Annotated in this window: 15 protein-coding genes; 5 read left to right on the forward strand and 10 right to left on the reverse strand. The window is 61.4% G+C overall.

All coding sequences use genetic code 11. The features are described from left to right. Nucleotides 1-83: 83 nt before the first annotated feature. From Q5H92_RS13315 to purU, 4 genes are all read right to left on the reverse strand, one after another. Complete coding sequence (locus Q5H92_RS13315; RefSeq protein WP_305012022.1) at nucleotides 84-326, reverse strand: hypothetical protein; 243 nt, start codon at nucleotides 324-326, stop codon at nucleotides 84-86. 171 nt (nucleotides 327-497) lie between these two features. Next, nucleotides 498-1,184: an SIR2 family NAD-dependent protein deacylase gene (locus Q5H92_RS13320; RefSeq protein ID WP_305012023.1), complete on the reverse strand. Its 687-nt coding sequence runs from the start codon at nucleotides 1,182-1,184 to the stop codon at nucleotides 498-500. A 203-nt stretch (nucleotides 1,185-1,387) separates the two neighbouring features. Continuing rightward, nucleotides 1,388-1,804 carry a pyridoxamine 5'-phosphate oxidase family protein gene (locus Q5H92_RS13325; protein WP_305012024.1) on the reverse strand — a complete coding sequence of 139 codons (417 nt, stop codon included), beginning with the start codon at nucleotides 1,802-1,804 and terminating at the stop codon, nucleotides 1,388-1,390. A gap of 168 nt (nucleotides 1,805-1,972) precedes the next feature. Beyond that, nucleotides 1,973-2,806 carry a formyltetrahydrofolate deformylase gene (purU, locus tag Q5H92_RS13330; protein ID WP_305012025.1) on the reverse strand — a complete coding sequence of 278 codons (834 nt, stop codon included), beginning with the start codon at nucleotides 2,804-2,806 and terminating at the stop codon, nucleotides 1,973-1,975. A 273-nt stretch (nucleotides 2,807-3,079) separates the two neighbouring features. Between purU and Q5H92_RS13335 the strand changes: the two genes are divergently transcribed. Further along, entirely contained in the window at nucleotides 3,080-4,570 is a 1,491-nt protein-coding gene (locus Q5H92_RS13335; protein WP_305012026.1) for a T9SS type A sorting domain-containing protein, read from the forward strand. A 60-nt stretch (nucleotides 4,571-4,630) separates the two neighbouring features. Here the strand turns inward: Q5H92_RS13335 and Q5H92_RS13340 are convergent, their stop codons facing one another. From Q5H92_RS13340 to Q5H92_RS13350, 3 genes are all read right to left on the reverse strand, one after another. Further along, entirely contained in the window at nucleotides 4,631-5,341 is a 711-nt protein-coding gene (locus Q5H92_RS13340; RefSeq protein ID WP_305012027.1) for a pirin family protein, read from the reverse strand. Beyond that, a complete protein-coding gene (locus Q5H92_RS13345) occupies nucleotides 5,338-5,931 on the reverse strand; it encodes a nitroreductase family protein (protein ID WP_305012028.1) in 594 nt (197 codons plus the stop codon). Before Q5H92_RS13345 ends, Q5H92_RS13340 begins: the two co-directional genes overlap by 4 nt. A 180-nt stretch (nucleotides 5,932-6,111) precedes the next feature. Then, nucleotides 6,112-6,828 carry a pirin family protein gene (locus Q5H92_RS13350; RefSeq protein WP_305012029.1) on the reverse strand — a complete coding sequence of 239 codons (717 nt, stop codon included), beginning with the start codon at nucleotides 6,826-6,828 and terminating at the stop codon, nucleotides 6,112-6,114. A gap of 153 nt (nucleotides 6,829-6,981) precedes the next feature. Between Q5H92_RS13350 and Q5H92_RS13355 the strand changes: the two genes are divergently transcribed. After that, nucleotides 6,982-7,644 (forward strand): HAD family hydrolase, encoded by a 663-nt coding sequence (locus Q5H92_RS13355; RefSeq protein ID WP_305012030.1) that lies wholly within the window; start codon nucleotides 6,982-6,984, stop codon nucleotides 7,642-7,644. 12 nt (nucleotides 7,645-7,656) lie between these two features. Here the strand turns inward: Q5H92_RS13355 and Q5H92_RS13360 are convergent, their stop codons facing one another. From Q5H92_RS13360 to topA, 3 genes are all read right to left on the reverse strand, one after another. Further along, nucleotides 7,657-8,523 (reverse strand): DUF4846 domain-containing protein, encoded by an 867-nt coding sequence (locus Q5H92_RS13360; RefSeq protein WP_305012031.1) that lies wholly within the window; start codon nucleotides 8,521-8,523, stop codon nucleotides 7,657-7,659. A 78-nt stretch (nucleotides 8,524-8,601) separates the two neighbouring features. Then, on the reverse strand, nucleotides 8,602-9,168 hold the full coding sequence (locus Q5H92_RS13365; RefSeq protein WP_305012032.1) for an NUDIX hydrolase: 567 nt from the start codon (nucleotides 9,166-9,168) through the stop codon (nucleotides 8,602-8,604). Between the two features lie 99 nt (nucleotides 9,169-9,267). Next, nucleotides 9,268-11,781, reverse strand: a complete 2,514-nt coding sequence (gene topA, locus Q5H92_RS13370) for a type I DNA topoisomerase (protein ID WP_305012033.1) — start codon at nucleotides 11,779-11,781, stop codon at nucleotides 9,268-9,270. A 279-nt stretch (nucleotides 11,782-12,060) separates the two neighbouring features. On the opposite strand from topA, the gene Q5H92_RS13375 reads away from it, so the two are divergent. The 3 genes from Q5H92_RS13375 to Q5H92_RS13385 all read left to right on the forward strand — a co-directional run bounded on the left by Q5H92_RS13375 (nucleotide 12,061) and on the right by Q5H92_RS13385 (nucleotide 17,514). Then, nucleotides 12,061-16,482 (forward strand): HAMP domain-containing protein, encoded by a 4,422-nt coding sequence (locus tag Q5H92_RS13375; RefSeq protein WP_305012034.1) that lies wholly within the window; start codon nucleotides 12,061-12,063, stop codon nucleotides 16,480-16,482. Nucleotides 16,483-16,520: 38 nt separating this feature from the next. Then, nucleotides 16,521-17,048, forward strand: coding sequence for a chemotaxis protein CheW (locus Q5H92_RS13380; RefSeq protein ID WP_305012035.1), 528 nt, complete (start codon nucleotides 16,521-16,523; stop codon nucleotides 17,046-17,048). Nucleotides 17,049-17,112: 64 nt separating this feature from the next. Then, nucleotides 17,113-17,514, forward strand: a complete 402-nt coding sequence (locus tag Q5H92_RS13385) for a response regulator (protein WP_305012036.1) — start codon at nucleotides 17,113-17,115, stop codon at nucleotides 17,512-17,514. Nucleotides 17,515-17,617 lie beyond the last annotated feature (103 nt).

The raw sequence follows: 17,617 nt of genomic DNA on the forward strand, positions 1-17,617 counted from the left end.
CGTAGTGTTCGAGCAGCCAAAGGGCCGCGATAATGGCGACGATGACAAGGGCTTTGGGCCAGAATTCGGCCCAAAAGCCGCCCTTATTTGGGGAGGTCATCGGGCTGCCAGGTGAGCACCATGTGATGCACCGGCAGCACCACAAATTCGGGGTGGTGGCGCAGGTCTTCGTGGTTGCTCAGGGCCCAGTCGAAGGCGGCTTTCTCGGTGTCGAAGGCTTCGGGCACGCCCGGAATGGGCCTTAGCATCATGTGGTTGTGCTGATGGGCGGCGTCGTGCTCGTTGCGCAGGCCGAGAAGCTGGTATTTGGTGACGATTCTGTACATGGCGCTAAGGTAGAAAAAGCAGGGGTTTTGTGGATGATTTTTTGGTAAGGGGCCGCATCCGTCATGCAGAGCGCAGCGAAGCATCTCGCGTGGGGTAGTACTCAATCGTAAAGAAATACTGCCCCACGCGAGATGCTTCGCTGCGCTCTGCATGACGTTCTTCGTTATTCCCTATTCCCCCGCCAGCCCCCGCAGCACCTTGGGCACGCCGGTGCTGGCGGGCTCGGCCACGTAGCGCACGCCGCGCCGGCCGGCTTCGGGCTGGTGCGGGTCGATGACGAAAACGGGGCAGGTGGCAGGGGCGTAGTGCAGCAGCCCGGCCGCCGGGTACACCTGCAGGCTGGTACCCACGATGAGCAAGGCATCGGCGGTGCTCACAATTTCGGCGGCTTCCTCGATGGCGGGCACCATCTCGCCAAACCACACGATGTGGGGGCGCAACTGGGAGCCGTCGGGGGCGAGGTCGCCGAGGTGAATGTCGCCGTCGCAGTGGTATACGGTAGCTTCGTTGGCCACAGAGCGCATCTCATTCAGCATGCCGTGCAGATGCAGCACGTGGCTGGAGCCGGCGCGCTCGTGCAGGTCGTCCACGTTCTGGGTGATGATGCTGACGCGCCAGCCGGGCGCTTCCTCGAAGCCGGCCAGGGCCAGGTGGGCGGCGTTGGGCTGCACGGTGCGGGCCTGGGCGCGGCGCTGGTTGTAGAAATCGAGCACCAAAGCCGGGTTGCGGGCAAAGCCTTCGGGCGAGGCCACGTCTTCGACGCGGTGCTCTTCCCACAGGCCATTGGTATCTCGGAAGGTGCGGATGCCGGACTCGGCCGAGACGCCGGCGCCGGTGAGGACGACGAGGTGTTTCATTTTTTTAGGGTAGGAGGGTATGGGGGGGGGAGGGCAAGAGGAAGGGTATGGATTAAAAAGAACGTCATGCTGAGCGCAGCCGAAGCATCTCTACCGCGTAACTAATCCAATCAACAGGGTTTACTATTGCGGTAGAGATGCTTCGGCTGCGCTCAGCATGACGTTCTTCATTCAGCGAGAATTTAATAAAAGCAGCTCCCGCCCTACAGTGTCACTTCCCCGTCTTCTTCGCCGTGCCAGAACTTGATGCGCTTGGCTTGCACGCGGATGAGCACAATGCCGGGCGTATCGATGCCGTCTTTGAACCAGCGTTTGAGCTCGGGCAGCCAGTGCTTTTCGAGGGTGGCCTTTTGCCGGATGAGGGTGGCGGTGCCTACCACGGACACATACAGGTAGTCGGGGCCCGAGAAGCCGAGGCTTACGTGGGCATTCTCTTCAATATCCGAAACGGTGCGGGAGCCTTCGTAGGTGAAGTAGTAGGAGTTGCCGTCGTATTCCACGTCGCCGTTGTTGCTCATGGGGCGGGTGCTGAGGTGGCCGCGGCTGGTGTGGGTGGTGAGCATCGTGATGTCGAGCTTCGCCATTTTGGCGGCGACGGCTTTGAGGGTGGTTTCGGCCATGAGGGGTGGGGTTGAGGTACGGGCGGCTTACGGCTGGGTGGGAGCGGTAGTTATGGTCCAAGGGCCAGTTGGGGATTGAACAGCACCCGCTTGTAGTGCGTCTGGCTTGTACTAAAAACACCTCCAGCCCGTCATGCTTCGCTGCGCTCTGCATGACGTTATAATGCCTCAGTCGAAAATGACCGTTTTGTTGCGGTTCACGAAGACGTGGCCATCGAACACCAGCTTGAGGGAGCGAGCGAGCACGATTTTCTCCACGTCGCGGCCGGCCTGGGCCATGTCGCGGGCGCTCTGGGTGTGGTCGATGGGAATGACGCTTTGGAGAATGATGGGGCCCTGGTCGAGCTGCTCGTTGACGAAATGGGCGGTGGCGCCGATGATTTTCACGCCCCGCTCGTAGGCCTGGGCGTAAGGGTTGGCCCCCACGAAAGCGGGCAGAAAGGAGTGATGAATGTTGATAAGCCGGTTGGGATAGTGGGCCACGAACTCCGACGAGAGGATGCGCATGTACTTGGCCAGTACAACGAATTCGGGCCGATACGGGGCCAGGGTGGCGAGCACGGCGGCCTCATGGGCCTCGCGGGTGAGGCCTTGGTGCGAGACAAAATGGAAGGGAATGTCAAAGCGCCGGGCCAGGTCGCCGAGCTCTTCGTGGTTGCTGATGACGGCCAGCACGCGGGCATTGAGCTCCCCGTAGGCGTGGCGCACCAGCAGCTCGCTGAGGCAGTGGTGCTCCTTGGTGGCCATGAGCACGATGTCCTTGGGGTGGTTGTCAGAGAATCGGATGCTGGCGCCGGGCGGCAGCAGTTCCGTGAGCTCGGCCAGCAGCTGGGCGGGGTCGAAGTCGCCGGCAAACTCGGTGCGCATGAAAAACCGGCTGTTTTCGCGCTCTACAAATTCGCCGTTGCGCAGGATGTTAAGGCCGTGCCGGAAGAGCACGCCCGTGATTTTATACACCAGCCCCGGCTCGTCGGGGCACTGAATGAGGAGGAAATGGGCCATGAAATAGGGTAAAGCGAGAGGCGTAAATGTAGCCGCTGGCGGGGGAGGGTGGCGGGGGTGGCCGCAAAAAAGCCCGCTGCGTTGGCAGCGGGCTTTATCATTCGGAGGGATGGGCTGGGTCAGGAGTTGGCTGGGGCCACCTCGCTGCTTTCTATTCCCGGAATCAACGGGCCGCCCTGGCTGTCAATCGAAGAAAGGGAAAACAGGTAGGAACCCGCTGCCTGTGAGGCACAATTATTGCGCGAGAGCCGGCGAACTTTTCCCTTTCGCCCTATGCCCTTTGCTACTCGTGTTTCAGTGTTGGTGGCCCTGCTGGTGGGGCAGGCCGTGTGCTTCCGCCCCACGCTTTGGGCGCAGCAGCTCGACCCCACTTTTCATCCGCCGGTGTTTGCACCGCTGCCGGGCTTCCCCCGGCCAAGGCTGACGAACGTGGTGCAGCAGAACGATGGACGTTACGTGGTGGCAGGCCTATTTCGGGCCGTGGATGGCCACCCCACCGACGGCCTGGCCCGCCTGCTGGCCGATGGGCACGTGGACACCACCTTCACCTACCGCTCCGCGCAAGCGGTGACCGGGCAAGGCGGGTGGACGGCCCTGGCCGTGCAGGCCGATGGCAAGGTGCTGGGGGCTTCGCGCACCACGGGCGACCTCGTTCGCCTGTTGCCATCGGGCCGGCCCGATGCCTCGTTTCGGCCCGCCTGGGGCAGCCGCGCGAACGGCCAGCTCATCACCCAGCTGGTGGTGCAGCCCGACGGCAAGCTGCTGCTGGCCGGCAGCATCACCGATTCGCTGGGGCACAACGGGCTGGTGCGCCTACTGCCCACGGGGCAAGTCGACCCGGCTTTCAATCCGCCCACCTTGCCGGCCGACCCCGGGGTGATAAGCGTGGCCCTGGAACCCAGCGGCCGGATGGTGTACAGTCGTTGCATGTTCAACATCCAAAGCCCGCCGCCCACGGTGAGGCGGTTGCTGGCCTCGGGTCGGGTCGACTCCACTTTTTCTTGCACCATTCCCCCGGCCACCCCGCCGCCGATGGTGAGCAAAGTGGCGCGCTGCCCTGACGGGAGCTACGCTTTGGCCGGCATCTTTGCCGGCAAGGCCGTGGCGCACCTCACGCCTACCGGCGCATGGGATACAACTTTTCCCCCCTCGGCAGAATGCTTTGCTATTATTTTGGGCTTCCAGGTAGGCAACCCCATTAGTGCCCTGGTGGTGCAGCCCGACGGGCGCATGCTCGTAGCGGGGTCGCTTTTGACGGCCGCTAACCTAGATGCCCCCCTGGCCCGCACCTTGCGCACGGGTGGAAGCGACGGCTCTTTCGGCCTTGACTTCATTTTTACCCTCTACCAGAGCCCCTACAATCCCGCCATCACCAGCAACAACGCCCGGGTGTATGACCTGCTGATGGAGCCCAGTGGCAAGTTGCTCGTAGCCGGCGAATTCGTCCAGGCCGGTACCGTGCCGCACTTCGGCCTGGCGCGCTTGCTGGCCGCGGCCCCGCTGGCTGGCCGGGCCGTAGCCGGTGCGGCGCCGATGCAGGTGTGGCCTGTGCCCGCGCATTCGGTCTTACACGTTCAATTGCCCACCGGCGCCCTGCCCCGGCAAGTGGCCCTGCTCGATGCAATGGGTCGGACAGTGCTCACGCACCAACCCTTGGCGACTGCCCTTGCGCTGCCCACGGCGGCTTTGCCCGCTGGCCTGTATGTGCTCCGAGTGCAGCAGGCCGATGGTTCGGTGGCTTCGCGGCGGGTGGTGCTGGAATAAACAGAAAGCGCCGCCCGTGCCAAGTGGCGGGCGGCGCTTTGTTGCAATCAAACCTGCCAATCAGTGGTTAATCGGGCACTCAATGAGCAGAAACCGGGTATCAGCCGCTGCCTCAATGCGCACACTGTCCGTTTCCCAGATGCCAAGGCTGTCGCGCTCCTGCACTTCCTGGCCAGCTACCGTGACTGAGCCGGTGATGACGAACAGAAACAGCAGCTTATTTAGCGGCCGGAAGGCATAGTCCACGGTTTGCGCCTCCGTGTAGTAGCCGAGCGAGAGCTTGGCGTTCTGGTTTATCCAGCAGTGGGCTTGGCCTTCCTCGTTGCTCACAATGGTGGTGAGCTGGTTCTCGCGCTTCGCTTCCGGGAACTGGCGGCGCTGGTAGCGCGGGCCGATGTTCTGGAGTTTGGGCTCAATCCAGATTTGCAGGAAGTTCACGTCGGTGTCGCCCACGTTGTGCTCCTCGTGGCGCAGGCCCGAGCCGGCGCTCATGATTTGCACCCAGTCCTGGTGCACCACTTCGGTGTAGCCGAGGGTGTCCTTGTGGTTCATGCTGCCGGCCAGCATCACCGAGATGATTTCCATGTTGGCGTGGCCGTGGATGCCAAAGCCGCCGCCGGGCTGCACCACGTCGTCGTTGAAGACGCGGAGCAGGCCGAAGCCGCTGCGCTCCGGGTCGGGGTAGGGGCCGAAGCTGAGCGAGAGGTGGCTTTTCAGCCAGCCAATGTCCTTGAGGCCGCGCTCGACGGCGCGGGTGAGGCGGGTTTTCATTGGGCGGGAGCGGCGGCGGGCAGCTCGTTGCGGAAGGCAAACTCGGCCACCGGCTTGCGCGAGCGGGCGCCTTTTTCGCGGCTCAGGTAGGGCTCTTCGAGCTGCTCCGCCTCGCCGATGTAGCCGAGGGCCATCACCACGGCCGGGGTCAGGTTGTCGGGCAGGTGGAAGTCGCGGCGGGTTTTGTCGCGGCCGAAGCCGCCCATGAGGTGGCCGTGCAGGCCCAGCGCGGTTGCTTCCAGCATGAGGGTGGCGTTGGCGGCGCCCAGGTCGTGCATGGCCGCGCCGTTGGGTTGGCCGTCGGCGTTGGCCGTCTGAGCCAGGGCGATGATAAGCACGGGGGCGTTTTTGGCCCAGGGCTGATTGCCGGGCACCAGGCAATCGAGGATTTTCTGGAAGGCTTCGGTGTCGGCCTTGTGGGCGTAGATGTACTGCCAGGGTTGCAGGTTCATGGCGCTGAAGGCCCAGGAGGCGGCTTCAAACACTTGGTTTAGCTTGTCCTGCTCTACGGGCTGGGCCGTGAAGGAGCGCGGGCTCCAGCGGTTGCGGATGAGTTCGTGGACGGGGTAGTGGGTGGTGGCGGGTTTCATTGGGGATGTTCTGGTGGGGCACATCACCCCCCGGCCCCCTCTCCCAAAGAAAAGGGGAAGCCGAGGCGGCGCGGCTGGGTTGTTGATGACTTTTATCAAAGATGACAGAGCAAATGTTCAACTGGCACCCCCTCTACCTGAGGAGAGGGGGCCGGGGGGGTTAGGCGCCCGTCAGCACGATTAAAACTCCATCGGTACTTCCATCAGCAGCAGCTCGGCGTTGCTGTCGGCGCTGATTTCCAGCTTCCCGGTTTCCCAAATGCCGAAGCCGTCGCGGCGGTGCAGGGCCTGGCCGTTGATGGTCACGTCGCCTTCCAGCACGAAGGCGTAGACGCCGTTGCCCGCTTTTTTCACGGCGTAGTCGGTGGCAAAGCCTTTGTCGAGGTTGCCGATGTGGAACCAGGCATCTTGGTTGATTTGCGGGTTGGTGCCCTCGCCAGCGGGCGACACTACCTGCAGCAGCTGGTTGTGGCGGGCCTGCGGGGCGAAGGTTTCCTGGCCGTAGGCGGGCTTGATGCCGCGCTCTTTCGGGAATACCCAGATTTGCAGGAATTTCACTTCCTGGCTGGCGTTGTGGTTTTTTTCGGAGTGGGCCACCCCGGTGCCGGCGCTCATCACCTGCACGTCGTGCTGGCGGATGACGGTTTTGTTGCCCATCGAGTCCTGGTGCTCCAAATCGCCCGAGAGCGGGATGGAGATGATTTCCATGTTGTCGTGCGGGTGCTTGCCGAAGCCCATGCCGCCGGCCACGGTGTCGTCGTTCAGCACGCGCAGGGCGCCGAAGTGCACGCGCTCGGGGTTGTTGTAGCCGGCGAAGCTGAATGTGTGAAAGGAATTGAGCCAGCCGTGGTTGGCGTGGCCGCGGGTGTTGGCGAGATGCAGAACGGTGCGGGCCATAAAATAGGCGGTTGTTTAGGTGCGTTGATAATACAAATGTACATACATTTAATGTCTATACATCATTCGTTAGAAAAATGTTCCAACATATTCTTCGCCCCGCTGTAGTTGGGGCCGATACCTTTGCCCACGGCCACCCTTGTGCCCCATCCCATGATTCGTACTGTCATTTTCGATATGGACGGCGTCATCATCGACACCGAGCCGATTCATCACCACGCCTTTTTCACGCAGTTTGCCGAGCTGGGCGCTCCCGTCAGCGAAGCCGAATACGCCACATTCCTGGGCAAATCGACCCGCAACGTATTCCAGCACCTGAAAGAGAAATACCACCTCTCGCAGGACGTTGAAGCCATGGTGCTGCGCAAGCGCGAACTATTCAATAAGTCTTTCGACGAAGACGCCAGCCTCGACCTGTTGCCCGGCGTGCGCGCCCTCATCGAAGACCTGCGGCGGCACGACGTGCAGCTGGTAGTGGCCTCCTCGGCGTCCAAAGCCACCATTTCACGGGTGTTCGACCGTTTCGGCTTGGGTCCGTATTTCACGCACCGCATCAGCGGCGAGGATTTTGAACGCTCCAAGCCCGACCCCGCCATCTTCCTGCGTGCCGCCGAACTGGCCGAAACGCCCGTCTCCGAGTGCATCGTTATCGAAGATTCGGCCAATGGCGTGGCTGCCGCCAAAGCGGCCGGCATCTACTGCATCGGCTACGCCAGCGAGCACTCCGCCGGCCAGGATTTAAAACTGGCCGACCGCGTTATTCAGCATTTCTCGGAGTTGAGCGCGCCGGAAATCGAGGCCATTGACGTGCGCTGATTCGGCGCTGCCCTATTCAAACCTTCCCAATTCCTGCCGCCCAAACGTCCATTCCGGCGTATCGAACTCTGCCTCGGCCGGACCGGGCACGGCAAACCAGGCACCCAGGGCCGGAGCATCCACATTGCGCAATACGTGGATGTTCTGGGCCGGCATGTAGCTCTGGGCCAGAAGTAAGTATTTCTGGTGCGTCGTAGCATTCTCAGCCACATCCACCACCAGCACCGCGTGGCCCGGCGCGCCGCCGTGAATGAGCACATCGCCTGGCTGGATAGCGGCAAGTGGCTTGGCCTGGAGCTCCCGGCTGAGCGAGAGCGTACCGGCGTAGCCAAACGTGGGGATGAGGTAGCGGCCCAAAGCCGCGTGCGTAGCCGGCTCGGCGGGCCGGTTGGCGGGCAACACTTCCTCTTTTGCTACGCGAAACGTCTTCCCAGCCACAAAGTCCGAAAACCAGAAGTCGTAGCCTGTGGTGAGGTGGAAATGCACCTTATTGGGGTCGTGGCTGAACAGGTACTCGGCCCGCAGGCGAATAACGGCATCGGCGCACTGCTGCAAATCCTGGGTGCCCACATCGATGTCGGCCACCGCGGCCACCACCTCCTGTCGGTTTTTTAGCGCGCCATTATACAGCCGGGCTTTGGTACCCGCCGGCTTGAGGGGCAGGTAGCGCAGCCACTCGCCCCACGAGCCCGGCGCCACCGCCACCCGGCGGCATCCACCCGGTGCCGGAAAGCGGGCGGCCAGTGCCTGCGCCGCCGCGCCGGGTTTGGCCAGCCACGGGTAGGAGGGGCCCGCGGGCCGGGGCGAATCTACCGGGGCCAGCGGTGCCGAAATAGCTGCGGGCAGTAGCCACGTCAAAAAGGGGAAAAGAAGCTTCATCAGAGCCGTATCGGAGTTGTGCTCAGATAACGGCCGCTCGTTCATTTTAGCATAATGCTGGTGATATAACCTGTTTTCTCAGCCCGCTGCTTCCTGCCGCAGGTGCCCGAGTGCGAGCAAACACAGCGCCACCGAGCCCGATACTCCGATGCTACCGTTCAGCACCAGCGCCTCTACATCGGCCAGCGGCACCTTCACTACCTCAATATTCTCGGTGGGGTCGAGGTGCTGGGCGGCAGTCCACTGCGCCCGGCGGGCCAAGAAAAAGTGCAGCCGGTTGGTGTCCTTGGTAGGATTGTCGAACACCGTGGTCAGGGGCGTGATGTCGTCGGCCAAATAGCCGGTTTCTTCCAGCAGCTCACGGCGGGCGGCTTCGGTCGGGTCGGTTTCGTGGGCGTCCATCACACCACCGGGCAGTTCCAGCAGGATGCGCCCGGCGCCGTGCTTGTACTGGCGCACAAACAGCACCTCCTCCGCATCGGTAACTGCAAAAGTGAGCACCACCTCGGGCCGCACACTCACGAAATAATCATTCAGCACCTGCCCATTGGGCAGTTCTACTTCATCGCGCCGCAGCTTGTACCACGGGTTATCAAAAACCAGCGTGGACTTCAGCGTTTTCCATGGCTTGATGAATGACAGCATACTCAGGCTAAAAATACGAGGCAGCAATAAGCCAGCCGCCGGGCGAAAAGCTAGCGCTTCTCTGCCCAACGGCTGGCCCATACTTTACTTATCAATTAATTACGCTTTAGCCGTCTTGGTTTTAGCCGCAGCGGTTTTGGCGGTGGCGGGTTTCTTCGCCGCCGGCTTTTTGGCGGCGGTTTTCTTAGCGGCGGGTTTCTTGGCCGTAGCGGCTTTAGCAGCCTTTTTGGTCGGCGCATCCGTGTCCTTTTCCTCCTTGGCTGGCGTCGCCTTCTTGCCGAAGCGGCCGCCTTTGGCGGGCTTGTCGGGCGTGGCGTCGGCCAGCTCCTGGCAGCGCTCCAGCGTGAGTTCGGTGGGCTCCTCGCCTTTGGGAATCTTCACGTTCTTCTTGCCGGCCACGATGTAGGGCCCAAAGCGGCCGTTCAGCACCTGGATATCCGGGTTTTCGGGGAATGCCTTGATGAGGCGCTCAGCGTCGGTTTTGCGCTTGTTCTCAATCAGCGCCACGCCCTCCTCGGCCGTGATGGTGTGCGGGTCCTGCTCCTTGGTGAGCGAGTAGAATTTGCTGTCGTGGCGGATGTATGGGCCGAAACGGCCGAGGTTGGCCGTCATGTCCTTGTCCTCAAACTGCCCTACGATGCGCGGCAGCTTAAACAAATCCAGCGCCTCTTCCAGCGTAATGCTCTCAATGAACTGACCCTTGCGCAAGTTGGCGTAGGCCGGCTTCACTTCCGGGTCGGTGGTGTCGCCAAGGGCTACGTAGGGACCGTAGCGGCCCAGGCGGGCAGTTATCTTTTCGCCCGTTTCGGGGTGCACACCGATTTCGCGGGTGCTGCCTAGCGTGTTGCGCTCAATGTCCTGCCCGGCCTCAATGGTCGCGTGGAACTTGCCGTAGAAGCCGTCCAGCATCTTCGTCCAGTTCTCGTGGCCGTTGGCAATCTGGTCGAACTCGTCCTCCACCTTGGCCGTGAACTGATAGTCCACAATCACCGGGAAGTGCGCCACCAGGAAGTCGTTCACCACCATGGCCGTATCCGTCGGGAACAGCTTGGCTTTCTCGGCACCGTAGTTCTCGGTTTTTACTTCGGTCTGCACCTGGCTGCCGTCCAGCGTCAGCACGTGGAACTTGCGCTCCTTGCCCTCGCGGGTGTCTTTTTCCACGTAGCCGCGCTTTTGCACGGTGCTGATGGTGGGGGCGTAAGTCGAAGGCCGGCCGATGCCCATTTCTTCCAGCTTTTTCACCAGCGAAGCCTCCGTGTAGCGCGGCGGCGGCGAGGAGAAACGCTCCGTGGCATTCAAGCGCTGCAGGGGCAACACCTGCCCCACGCTCAGCGGCGGTAGACCACGCGAGAAGCTCGATTCGCCATCCTTGGCGTCGTCTTCATCCTCATCGTCCTTGCTTTCGGCATACACTTTCAGGAACCCCTCAAACGTAATCACCTCACCCGTAGCCGTAAACGTGGTGCCCGGCTGCGTGCCGATGCCAATTACCGCCGTGGTACGCTCAATCACCGCCTCTGCCATTTGCGAAGCCATGGCCCGCTTGCGAATGAGGTCGTACAGCCGCTGCTCTGACGCATCCGAACCCGCCTTCACCGCGCCAAAGTCCGTGGGCCGAATGGCTTCGTGAGCTTCCTGCGCCGAGGCCGATTTGGTTTTAAAAATGCGCTGCTGGTGGTACTCGGCCCCATAAGCGGCCGTGATAGCGGCCTGCGCACCGGCCTGGGCTTCCTGCGAGAGGTTCACAGAGTCAGTCCGCATGTAGCTGATTTTACCGGCTTCGTACAGCTTCTGGGCCACGCTCATCGTCTGGGCCACCGAGAAGCCCAGCTTGCGCGAGGCTTCCTGCTGCAAGGTCGACGTGGTGAACGGCGCGGCAGGGCTGCGCTTGCCCGGCTTCTTATCAAGGCTCTCAATCTGATACGTCGCGCCCACGCAACGGCCCAGGAAAGCTTCGGCATCAGCGCGCGTTTTGTAGCGGGTGGGCAGCTCGGCTTCCAGCACGGCGCCGCGGCCAGCATCGAAGCGGGCCACTACGCGGTACGCGCTGGCGCTCAAGTGGCTGGCTACTTCGCGTTCGCGCTCTACCACCAGCCGCACGGCCACCGATTGCACGCGGCCAGCGCTCAGCCCTGGCTTCACCTTCTTCCAGAGCACGGGGCTCAGTTCGAAGCCCACGAGGCGGTCGAGCACACGGCGGGCTTGCTGGGCATTCACCAAGTCTTGGTTCACCTCGCGCGGGTTGGCGATGGCGCCCAGAATGGCATTTTTGGTGATTTCTCGGAATACGATGCGCTTGGTTTTGGCGGCCGGCAGGTTCAGCGTTTCGGCCAGGTGCCACGAAATGGCTTCGCCCTCGCGGTCATCGTCACTCGCCAACCACACCATTTCGGCCTCTTTGGAAAGTTTTTTCAGCTGCGCAATAAGCTCGCGCTTGTCGGCCGATACCACATAAGTGGGCTTAAAGCCGTTGGCGATGTCGATGGCGTTGTTGTCTTTGGGCAGGTCGCGCACGTGGCCATAGCTGGAGCGCACCACGAAATCCTGGCCGAGGTAGCCTTCTATGGTTTTGGCCTTGGCCGGCGACTCGACGATTACTAAATTCTTGACCATGTGGGCGGGTAAGGGTTACGGCAAACCAAAAGAGGGGGCAGGGGGAGTGAAACGGCCAGCCGCGGCGAAATGTTAAATTGGCCGCAAAGATGCCGGAATATTCCTAGCGAATGCATACCTAGCAATAATCCAGCCGCGCTCGGGCCATTTCAACACCTCATTGAAGGCGGTGAGTTCATTGCTTTCGGTGCCAAATTCTGCCTTTGCTTATTGCCGCCGAACGCGCGTACCTTCGCCTTCCCTTTTGTCCTTCTTCCCGCCGATTGATACCTATACTATATGGCTTCCCCCAAGACTCCGCAATCTAAGCCCCGCCGCACCCCAGAAGTGGCCGCTACGGAAGGCGAAACCGGCGGAATGCCGGATGCCGGCGCGGTTTCGTCGCTCGATGTAGTGCGGACTAATAATGACCTGACCCGCAAAAAAGGCGGCTCGCGCGGCTCCATCGACACGCAGGACCCCGGCTACGTCAACGACCAGCTGAACCGCGTGCTCTACGCCCTCGACGCCTTCAAAAAAGGCGACGTTTCGGTGCGCCTCACCAAGCAGAACGACGACATCTTCGCCGAAATCGCCGAAGCATATAACTCGATGGTGGACATGATTGCCGGCGTGGGCGGCGAAGTGTCGCGCATCTCGAAAGTGGCCGGCGTAGAAGGTAACCTCAAGGCTCGCGCCTCGTCCGACGGTGCCGCCGGCTTCTGGCGCGACATGGTGAACAACATCAACGGCCTCGTGGACAGCATTGCCGTGCCGGTACTAGAAGTAGGCAAGGTGTTGAAGAATATCAGCCGCGGCAACCTGGACGAAAGCTTCCAGATTCCGGTGTCGGGCGACTTCAAGCTGATGGCCGAAACCATCAACAAGACAATTGATAACCTGAATATCTTCGCCGGCGAGGTAACCCGCGTGGCGCAGGAAGTAGGCACCGAAGGCAAGCTCGGCGGCCAGGCCTCGGTACCCAACGTGGGCGGCATCTGGAAAGACCTGACCGACAACGTAAACAACATGGCTTCGAACCTCACCGTGCAGGTGCGGGACATTGCCAACGTGGCCACCGCGGTAGCAAAGGGCGACCTTTCGCAGAAAATCACTGTTGACGTTAAGGGCGAGTTCCTGCAGCTGAAGCAGAACCTGAACCAGATGGTGGACTCGCTCAATCTGTTCGCCGGCGAGGTAACCCGCGTGGCCCAGGAAGTGGGCACCGAAGGTAAACTCGGCGGCCAGGCATCAGTGCCCAACGTGGCCGGCGTGTGGAAGGACCTGACGGACAATGTTAACAACATGGCCGGCAACCTGACCTCGCAGGTACGGGACATTGCCAACGTAGCTACCGCCGTAGCCAAAGGCGACTTGTCGCAAAAAGTAACGGTAGACGTAAAAGGCGAACTGCTCCAGCTGAAGCAGAACCTGAACCAGATGGTGGACTCGCTGAACCTGTTCGCCGGCGAAGTAACCCGCGTGGCGCAGGAAGTAGGCACCGAAGGCCGCCTCGGCGGCCAGGCCGTAGTGCCGAACGTAGCCGGCGTGTGGAAGGACCTGACCGACAACGTAAACTACATGGCTAGTAACCTTACCAGCCAGGTACGAGACATTGCTAACGTGGCAACCGCGGTAGCTAAAGGTGACCTGACCCAGACGGTTACTGTTGATGTAAAAGGCGAGTTCCTGCAGCTGAAGCAGAACCTGAACCAGATGGTGGCCTCGCTGAACCTGTTCGCCGGCGAAGTAACCCGCGTGGCACAAGAGGTAGGCACGGAAGGTAAACTCGGTGGCCAGGCCAGCGTGCCGAACGTGGCCGGCGTGTGGAAAGCCCTCACCGACAACGTAAACGACATGGCCGCGGCTCTCACCTCGCAGGTGCGGGACATTGCCAACGTGGCAACCGCCGTAGCCCGCGGCGACTTGAGCCAGAAGATGACGGTGAACGTGAAGGGCGAAATTCTGGAGCTGAAGAACATCCTCAACCAGATGGTGGACTCGCTCAACATCTTCGGCGACGAAGTAACCCGCGTGGCCCGCGAAGTAGGTACCGAAGGCAAACTCGGCGGCCAGGCCGTGGTGCCCCGTGTCGGCGGCACCTGGAAAGAGCTGACGGACAACGTGAACACGATGGCCAGCAACCTGACCTCACAGGTGCGGGACATTGCCAACGTGGCCACCGCCGTATCACGCGGCGACCTGACGCAGAAGGTGACGGTAGACGTGAAAGGCGAGTTGCTCGACTTGAAGGACAACCTGAACCAGATGGTGGACTCGCTGAACGTATTCGCTGGCGAGGTAACCCGTGTGGCCCGCGAAGTGGGCACCGAAGGTATCCTGGGCGGCCAGGCCAACGTGCCCAAAGTATCGGGCACCTGGAAGGACCTGACGGACAACGTGAACACGATGGCCAGCAACCTGACCTCGCAGATGCGGGACATTGCCAACGTGGCCACCGCCGTAGCCAAAGGTGACCTGAGCCAGAAAATTACGGTGAACGTGCGCGGTGAGCTGCTCCAGCTGAAGGAAAACCTCAACGAAATGGTGGACTCGCTGAACACCTTCGGCGACGAAGTAACCCGCGTGGCCCGCGAGGTAGGCACCGAAGGCAAGCTCGGCGGCCAAGCCAAAGTGCCCAACGTGCGCGGTACCTGGAAAGACCTGACGGACAACGTGAACACGATGGCGAGCAACCTGACCTCGCAGGTGCGGGATATTGCCAACGTGGCCACGGCTGTATCGCGCGGCGACCTGAGCCAGAAAGTGTCGGTAAACGTCAACGGCGAGTTGCTCGACCTGAAGGACAACCTGAACCGAATGGTGGACTCGCTGAACATTTTCGCCGGCGAGGTAACCCGCGTGGCGCAGGAAGTGGGTACCGAGGGCAAGCTCGGCGGCCAGGCCAGCGTGCCCGGCGTGGCCGGCGTGTGGAAGGAGCTGACCGACAACGTAAACTACATGGCCTCCAACCTCACCACGCAGGTGCGGGGCCTTGTGAAGGTAGTAACCGCCGTATCGAAAGGCGACTTGACCCAGAAGCTGACGCTGCAAGCTAAAGGCGAAGTGGCCGACTTGGCCGACACCATCAACAGCATGGTGGATGACTTGAACCGCCTCGCCTCGGAAGTAAGCCGCGTGGCCAAAGTGGCCGGTGTGGAAGGCAAGCTGACCGAGCGGGCCACCGTAACCGGCGTGTCGGGCTCCTGGAAAGAGCTGGTGGACACGCTCAACGCCCTGCTCGAATCCATCGCCTCGCCGGTGCTGGAAGTGAGCCGCGTGGTGCGCGCCATCTCGGAAGGCGACCTGACCCAGCGCGTGGAAGTACCCACCACGGGCGACATCCTGGCCATGGCCAACGCCCTCAACCTGGCCGTGGAAAACTTGAACGAGTTGCTCGGCGAAATCAACGATTCGTCGCAGATTGTGGGGACTTCGTCGGAAGAAATGGCCGGTAAAGGCCAGGAAATGAGCCGCGTAACGGTTGACGTGGCCTTGGCCATGCAGCAGATGGCTGAAGGTGCTCAGAACCAAGCTCTCAAGACCGACCAGGCTTTCAAGCTGATTGAGGAAATCATGCAGGCCACCAAGGAAACGGCCAATAAGGCCGACGTCGTGAACAAATCGGCTATCCTCGGTGAGCAAACCTCGCAACTCGGTCTGAAAACGGTGGCCGAAGTGGTGAAAAACATGGAAGAAATATCCAGCGCCGCTTCGCAAACCTCGCGCACCATTGAAGTACTGAGCACCCGGTCGGGTGAAATCAGCAAGTCGCTGGGCGTGATTACCGACATCGCCTCCCAAACCAACCTGCTGGCCCTGAACGCCGCCATCGAAGCCGCCCGCGCCGGGGAAGCCGGCCGCGGCTTCGCCGTGGTAGCCGAGGAAATCCGCAAGCTGGCCGAAGGCTCCCGCAAATCGGCCAACGAAATTGCCACGCTGGTAGAGGACGTTCGGAAGGACACCACCTCGGCCGCTACCGCTATTTCGACCATGGAAAACCGAGTGCTCAAGGGCAAGAACGCCACGTTCGAAGCCAGCTCGGCCTTTAAAAACATTGCCACCAGCAGCGGCGAAACGCTCCGCACGTCGCGCGACATTCTCACCGCCACCGAGGTACAAAAAACCTCGATTGGCGACGTGGTGAAGTACGTGGAAGAAGTGGTAGCCATTGCTGAGCAAACCGCTACCGGCACGCAGCAAGTAGCCGGTACTGCCAAGCAACTCTCCACGGCTATGCAGGAGCTGACCACCAGCTCGCAGCGCCTCACCGATATTGCCGACGACCTGCAGGCCGGCCTCGAAACCTTCCAGCTCAGCGAATACACCTACGAGCCCGAGCCGGAGCCGGAACCCGTGCGCCGTCCGGTAGCCCGCGATGCGTATCGCAACCGGGACGCTTACGCCGCACCGCAAAACGGCATAGCCCGCCGCGGCCAGGCAGCTCCCGAGCAGGCACCAACTTCTGGCAACGGGCGGCAGAATGGCATGACGCGCCGGGCAACTCGCCCCGAGATTGAAGCTCCGATTTCTGCTCCCACCGCGCGCCGTACTCCACGTTCGGCCCAGGCAGAGGCACCGGTGGTTGCCGCCAGCCCGTCGCCGGCCGCCCGTCGTAAGGTTCGTGCTGGCGCTAAAGCTGACAGCCAGCCGAAAAACGGGCAGGAGAGTGGCAACGGTCAAGCTGCCAAAGTTGCTCCTAAGGCCAAGGCTAAGAAATAAGTATCAGTCTAACCGCATAGCTTTTTTTCGTCTATCGCATGGCCGAGATTGAATTAGCCGCCGCCCCCAAAGCCGAGCGCGCCAAACCTGCTGAGCTGGTCCAGCTCATCGTGTTTCGCCTTGGCGATGAGGACTATGGCATCCGCATCGAACAAGTAAAGGAGGTGACCGTGACACCCGAAGTGGCGCGCATGCCCAAAACGCCGCCTTTCATCAAAGGCATCGCCAACCTGCGCGGCGACATCATCGCCATTCTGGATTTGGAAGAGCGGTTCCGGCTGCGGCCGGCGGGGCGCCCCCTGCCCGAGCGCAGCTACACCGTGGCCGTGGAAGCGGCCGATTACACCCTCGGCCTGATGGTGCGCGAAGTACCACGCCCTTTCACATTGCCCCTGAGCCAGATTGAGCCGGCGCCGGAGTTTGTGCAGGACGCCGGTACCCGCGATAAATACCTTGAAGGCATTGCCAAACTGCCCGAAGGCGGTATCATCATCGTTCTCGACATGCGCAAGCTGCTCACTCCGAGTGAAGTACTGCGCTTGCCAGGCAAAGGGGCATCTTCGTAGGCGCAAGCCCGTATGATGCCAAGCCGGGCGCCGCAAGCCCGGCACCACCCTCGTTATAATTCTCATGTCACCCAATTCCATGAACAAGCGCATCCTCATCGTCGACGACTCTTTTTACATGCGCACGATGCTTAAAAACATGCTGACCGATGCCGGCTACGAAGTAGTAGGCGAAGCAGCCAATGGAGCGCAGGCCCTGGAAATGGCCACCGCCACTTCGCCCGACCTCATCACCCTCGATGTGATTCTGCCCGACAACACCGGGCTGGACGTGTTGAAAAGCCTGCGCCAGATTCAGCCTTCGGCTAAAGTGGTGATGTGCAGTGCCGTAGGCCAGGAGGTTATCGTCACCGAAGCCATCGAAAACGGAGCTTTGGCCTACATCGTGAAGCCGTTCTCGGAAGAGAAGGTGTTGGAAATCGTAGGGTCGGCGTTGCAAGGCGACGCCTCCGAACAGTCTGCCTAAGTGTTGCGCCAGCGCTTCGTCGTGCCATGCCTGCCTGCCGGAAACGGCCGGTGGTGCCTGCGCGCGGTGGAGTGTAGCCTACGCCTTACCATTTATTTCGGCC

The organism is Hymenobacter mellowenesis, from assembly GCF_030581005.1.
Classification (GTDB): Bacteria; Bacteroidota; Bacteroidia; order Cytophagales; family Hymenobacteraceae; genus Hymenobacter; species Hymenobacter mellowenesis.

What these genes read in the sequence shown, in the direction of transcription:
- Q5H92_RS13315 (WP_305012022.1), bottom strand. Translation starts at nt 326, where the DNA reads ATGTACAGAATCGTCACCAAATACCAGCTTCTCGGCCTGCGCAACGAG.
- Q5H92_RS13320 (WP_305012023.1), bottom strand. Translation starts at nt 1,184, where the DNA reads ATGAAACACCTCGTCGTCCTCACCGGCGCCGGCGTCTCGGCCGAGTCC.
- Q5H92_RS13325 (WP_305012024.1), bottom strand. Translation starts at nt 1,804, where the DNA reads ATGGCCGAAACCACCCTCAAAGCCGTCGCCGCCAAAATGGCGAAGCTC.
- purU (WP_305012025.1), bottom strand. Translation starts at nt 2,806, where the DNA reads ATGGCCCATTTCCTCCTCATTCAGTGCCCCGACGAGCCGGGGCTGGTG.
- Q5H92_RS13335 (WP_305012026.1), top strand. Translation starts at nt 3,080, where the DNA reads ATGCCCTTTGCTACTCGTGTTTCAGTGTTGGTGGCCCTGCTGGTGGGG.
- Q5H92_RS13340 (WP_305012027.1), bottom strand. Translation starts at nt 5,341, where the DNA reads ATGAAAACCCGCCTCACCCGCGCCGTCGAGCGCGGCCTCAAGGACATT.
- Q5H92_RS13345 (WP_305012028.1), bottom strand. Translation starts at nt 5,931, where the DNA reads ATGAAACCCGCCACCACCCACTACCCCGTCCACGAACTCATCCGCAAC.
- Q5H92_RS13350 (WP_305012029.1), bottom strand. Translation starts at nt 6,828, where the DNA reads ATGGCCCGCACCGTTCTGCATCTCGCCAACACCCGCGGCCACGCCAAC.
- Q5H92_RS13355 (WP_305012030.1), top strand. Translation starts at nt 6,982, where the DNA reads ATGATTCGTACTGTCATTTTCGATATGGACGGCGTCATCATCGACACC.
- Q5H92_RS13360 (WP_305012031.1), bottom strand. Translation starts at nt 8,523, where the DNA reads ATGAAGCTTCTTTTCCCCTTTTTGACGTGGCTACTGCCCGCAGCTATT.
- Q5H92_RS13365 (WP_305012032.1), bottom strand. Translation starts at nt 9,168, where the DNA reads ATGCTGTCATTCATCAAGCCATGGAAAACGCTGAAGTCCACGCTGGTT.
- topA (WP_305012033.1), bottom strand. Translation starts at nt 11,781, where the DNA reads ATGGTCAAGAATTTAGTAATCGTCGAGTCGCCGGCCAAGGCCAAAACC.
- Q5H92_RS13375 (WP_305012034.1), top strand. Translation starts at nt 12,061, where the DNA reads ATGGCTTCCCCCAAGACTCCGCAATCTAAGCCCCGCCGCACCCCAGAA.
- Q5H92_RS13380 (WP_305012035.1), top strand. Translation starts at nt 16,521, where the DNA reads ATGGCCGAGATTGAATTAGCCGCCGCCCCCAAAGCCGAGCGCGCCAAA.
- Q5H92_RS13385 (WP_305012036.1), top strand. Translation starts at nt 17,113, where the DNA reads ATGTCACCCAATTCCATGAACAAGCGCATCCTCATCGTCGACGACTCT.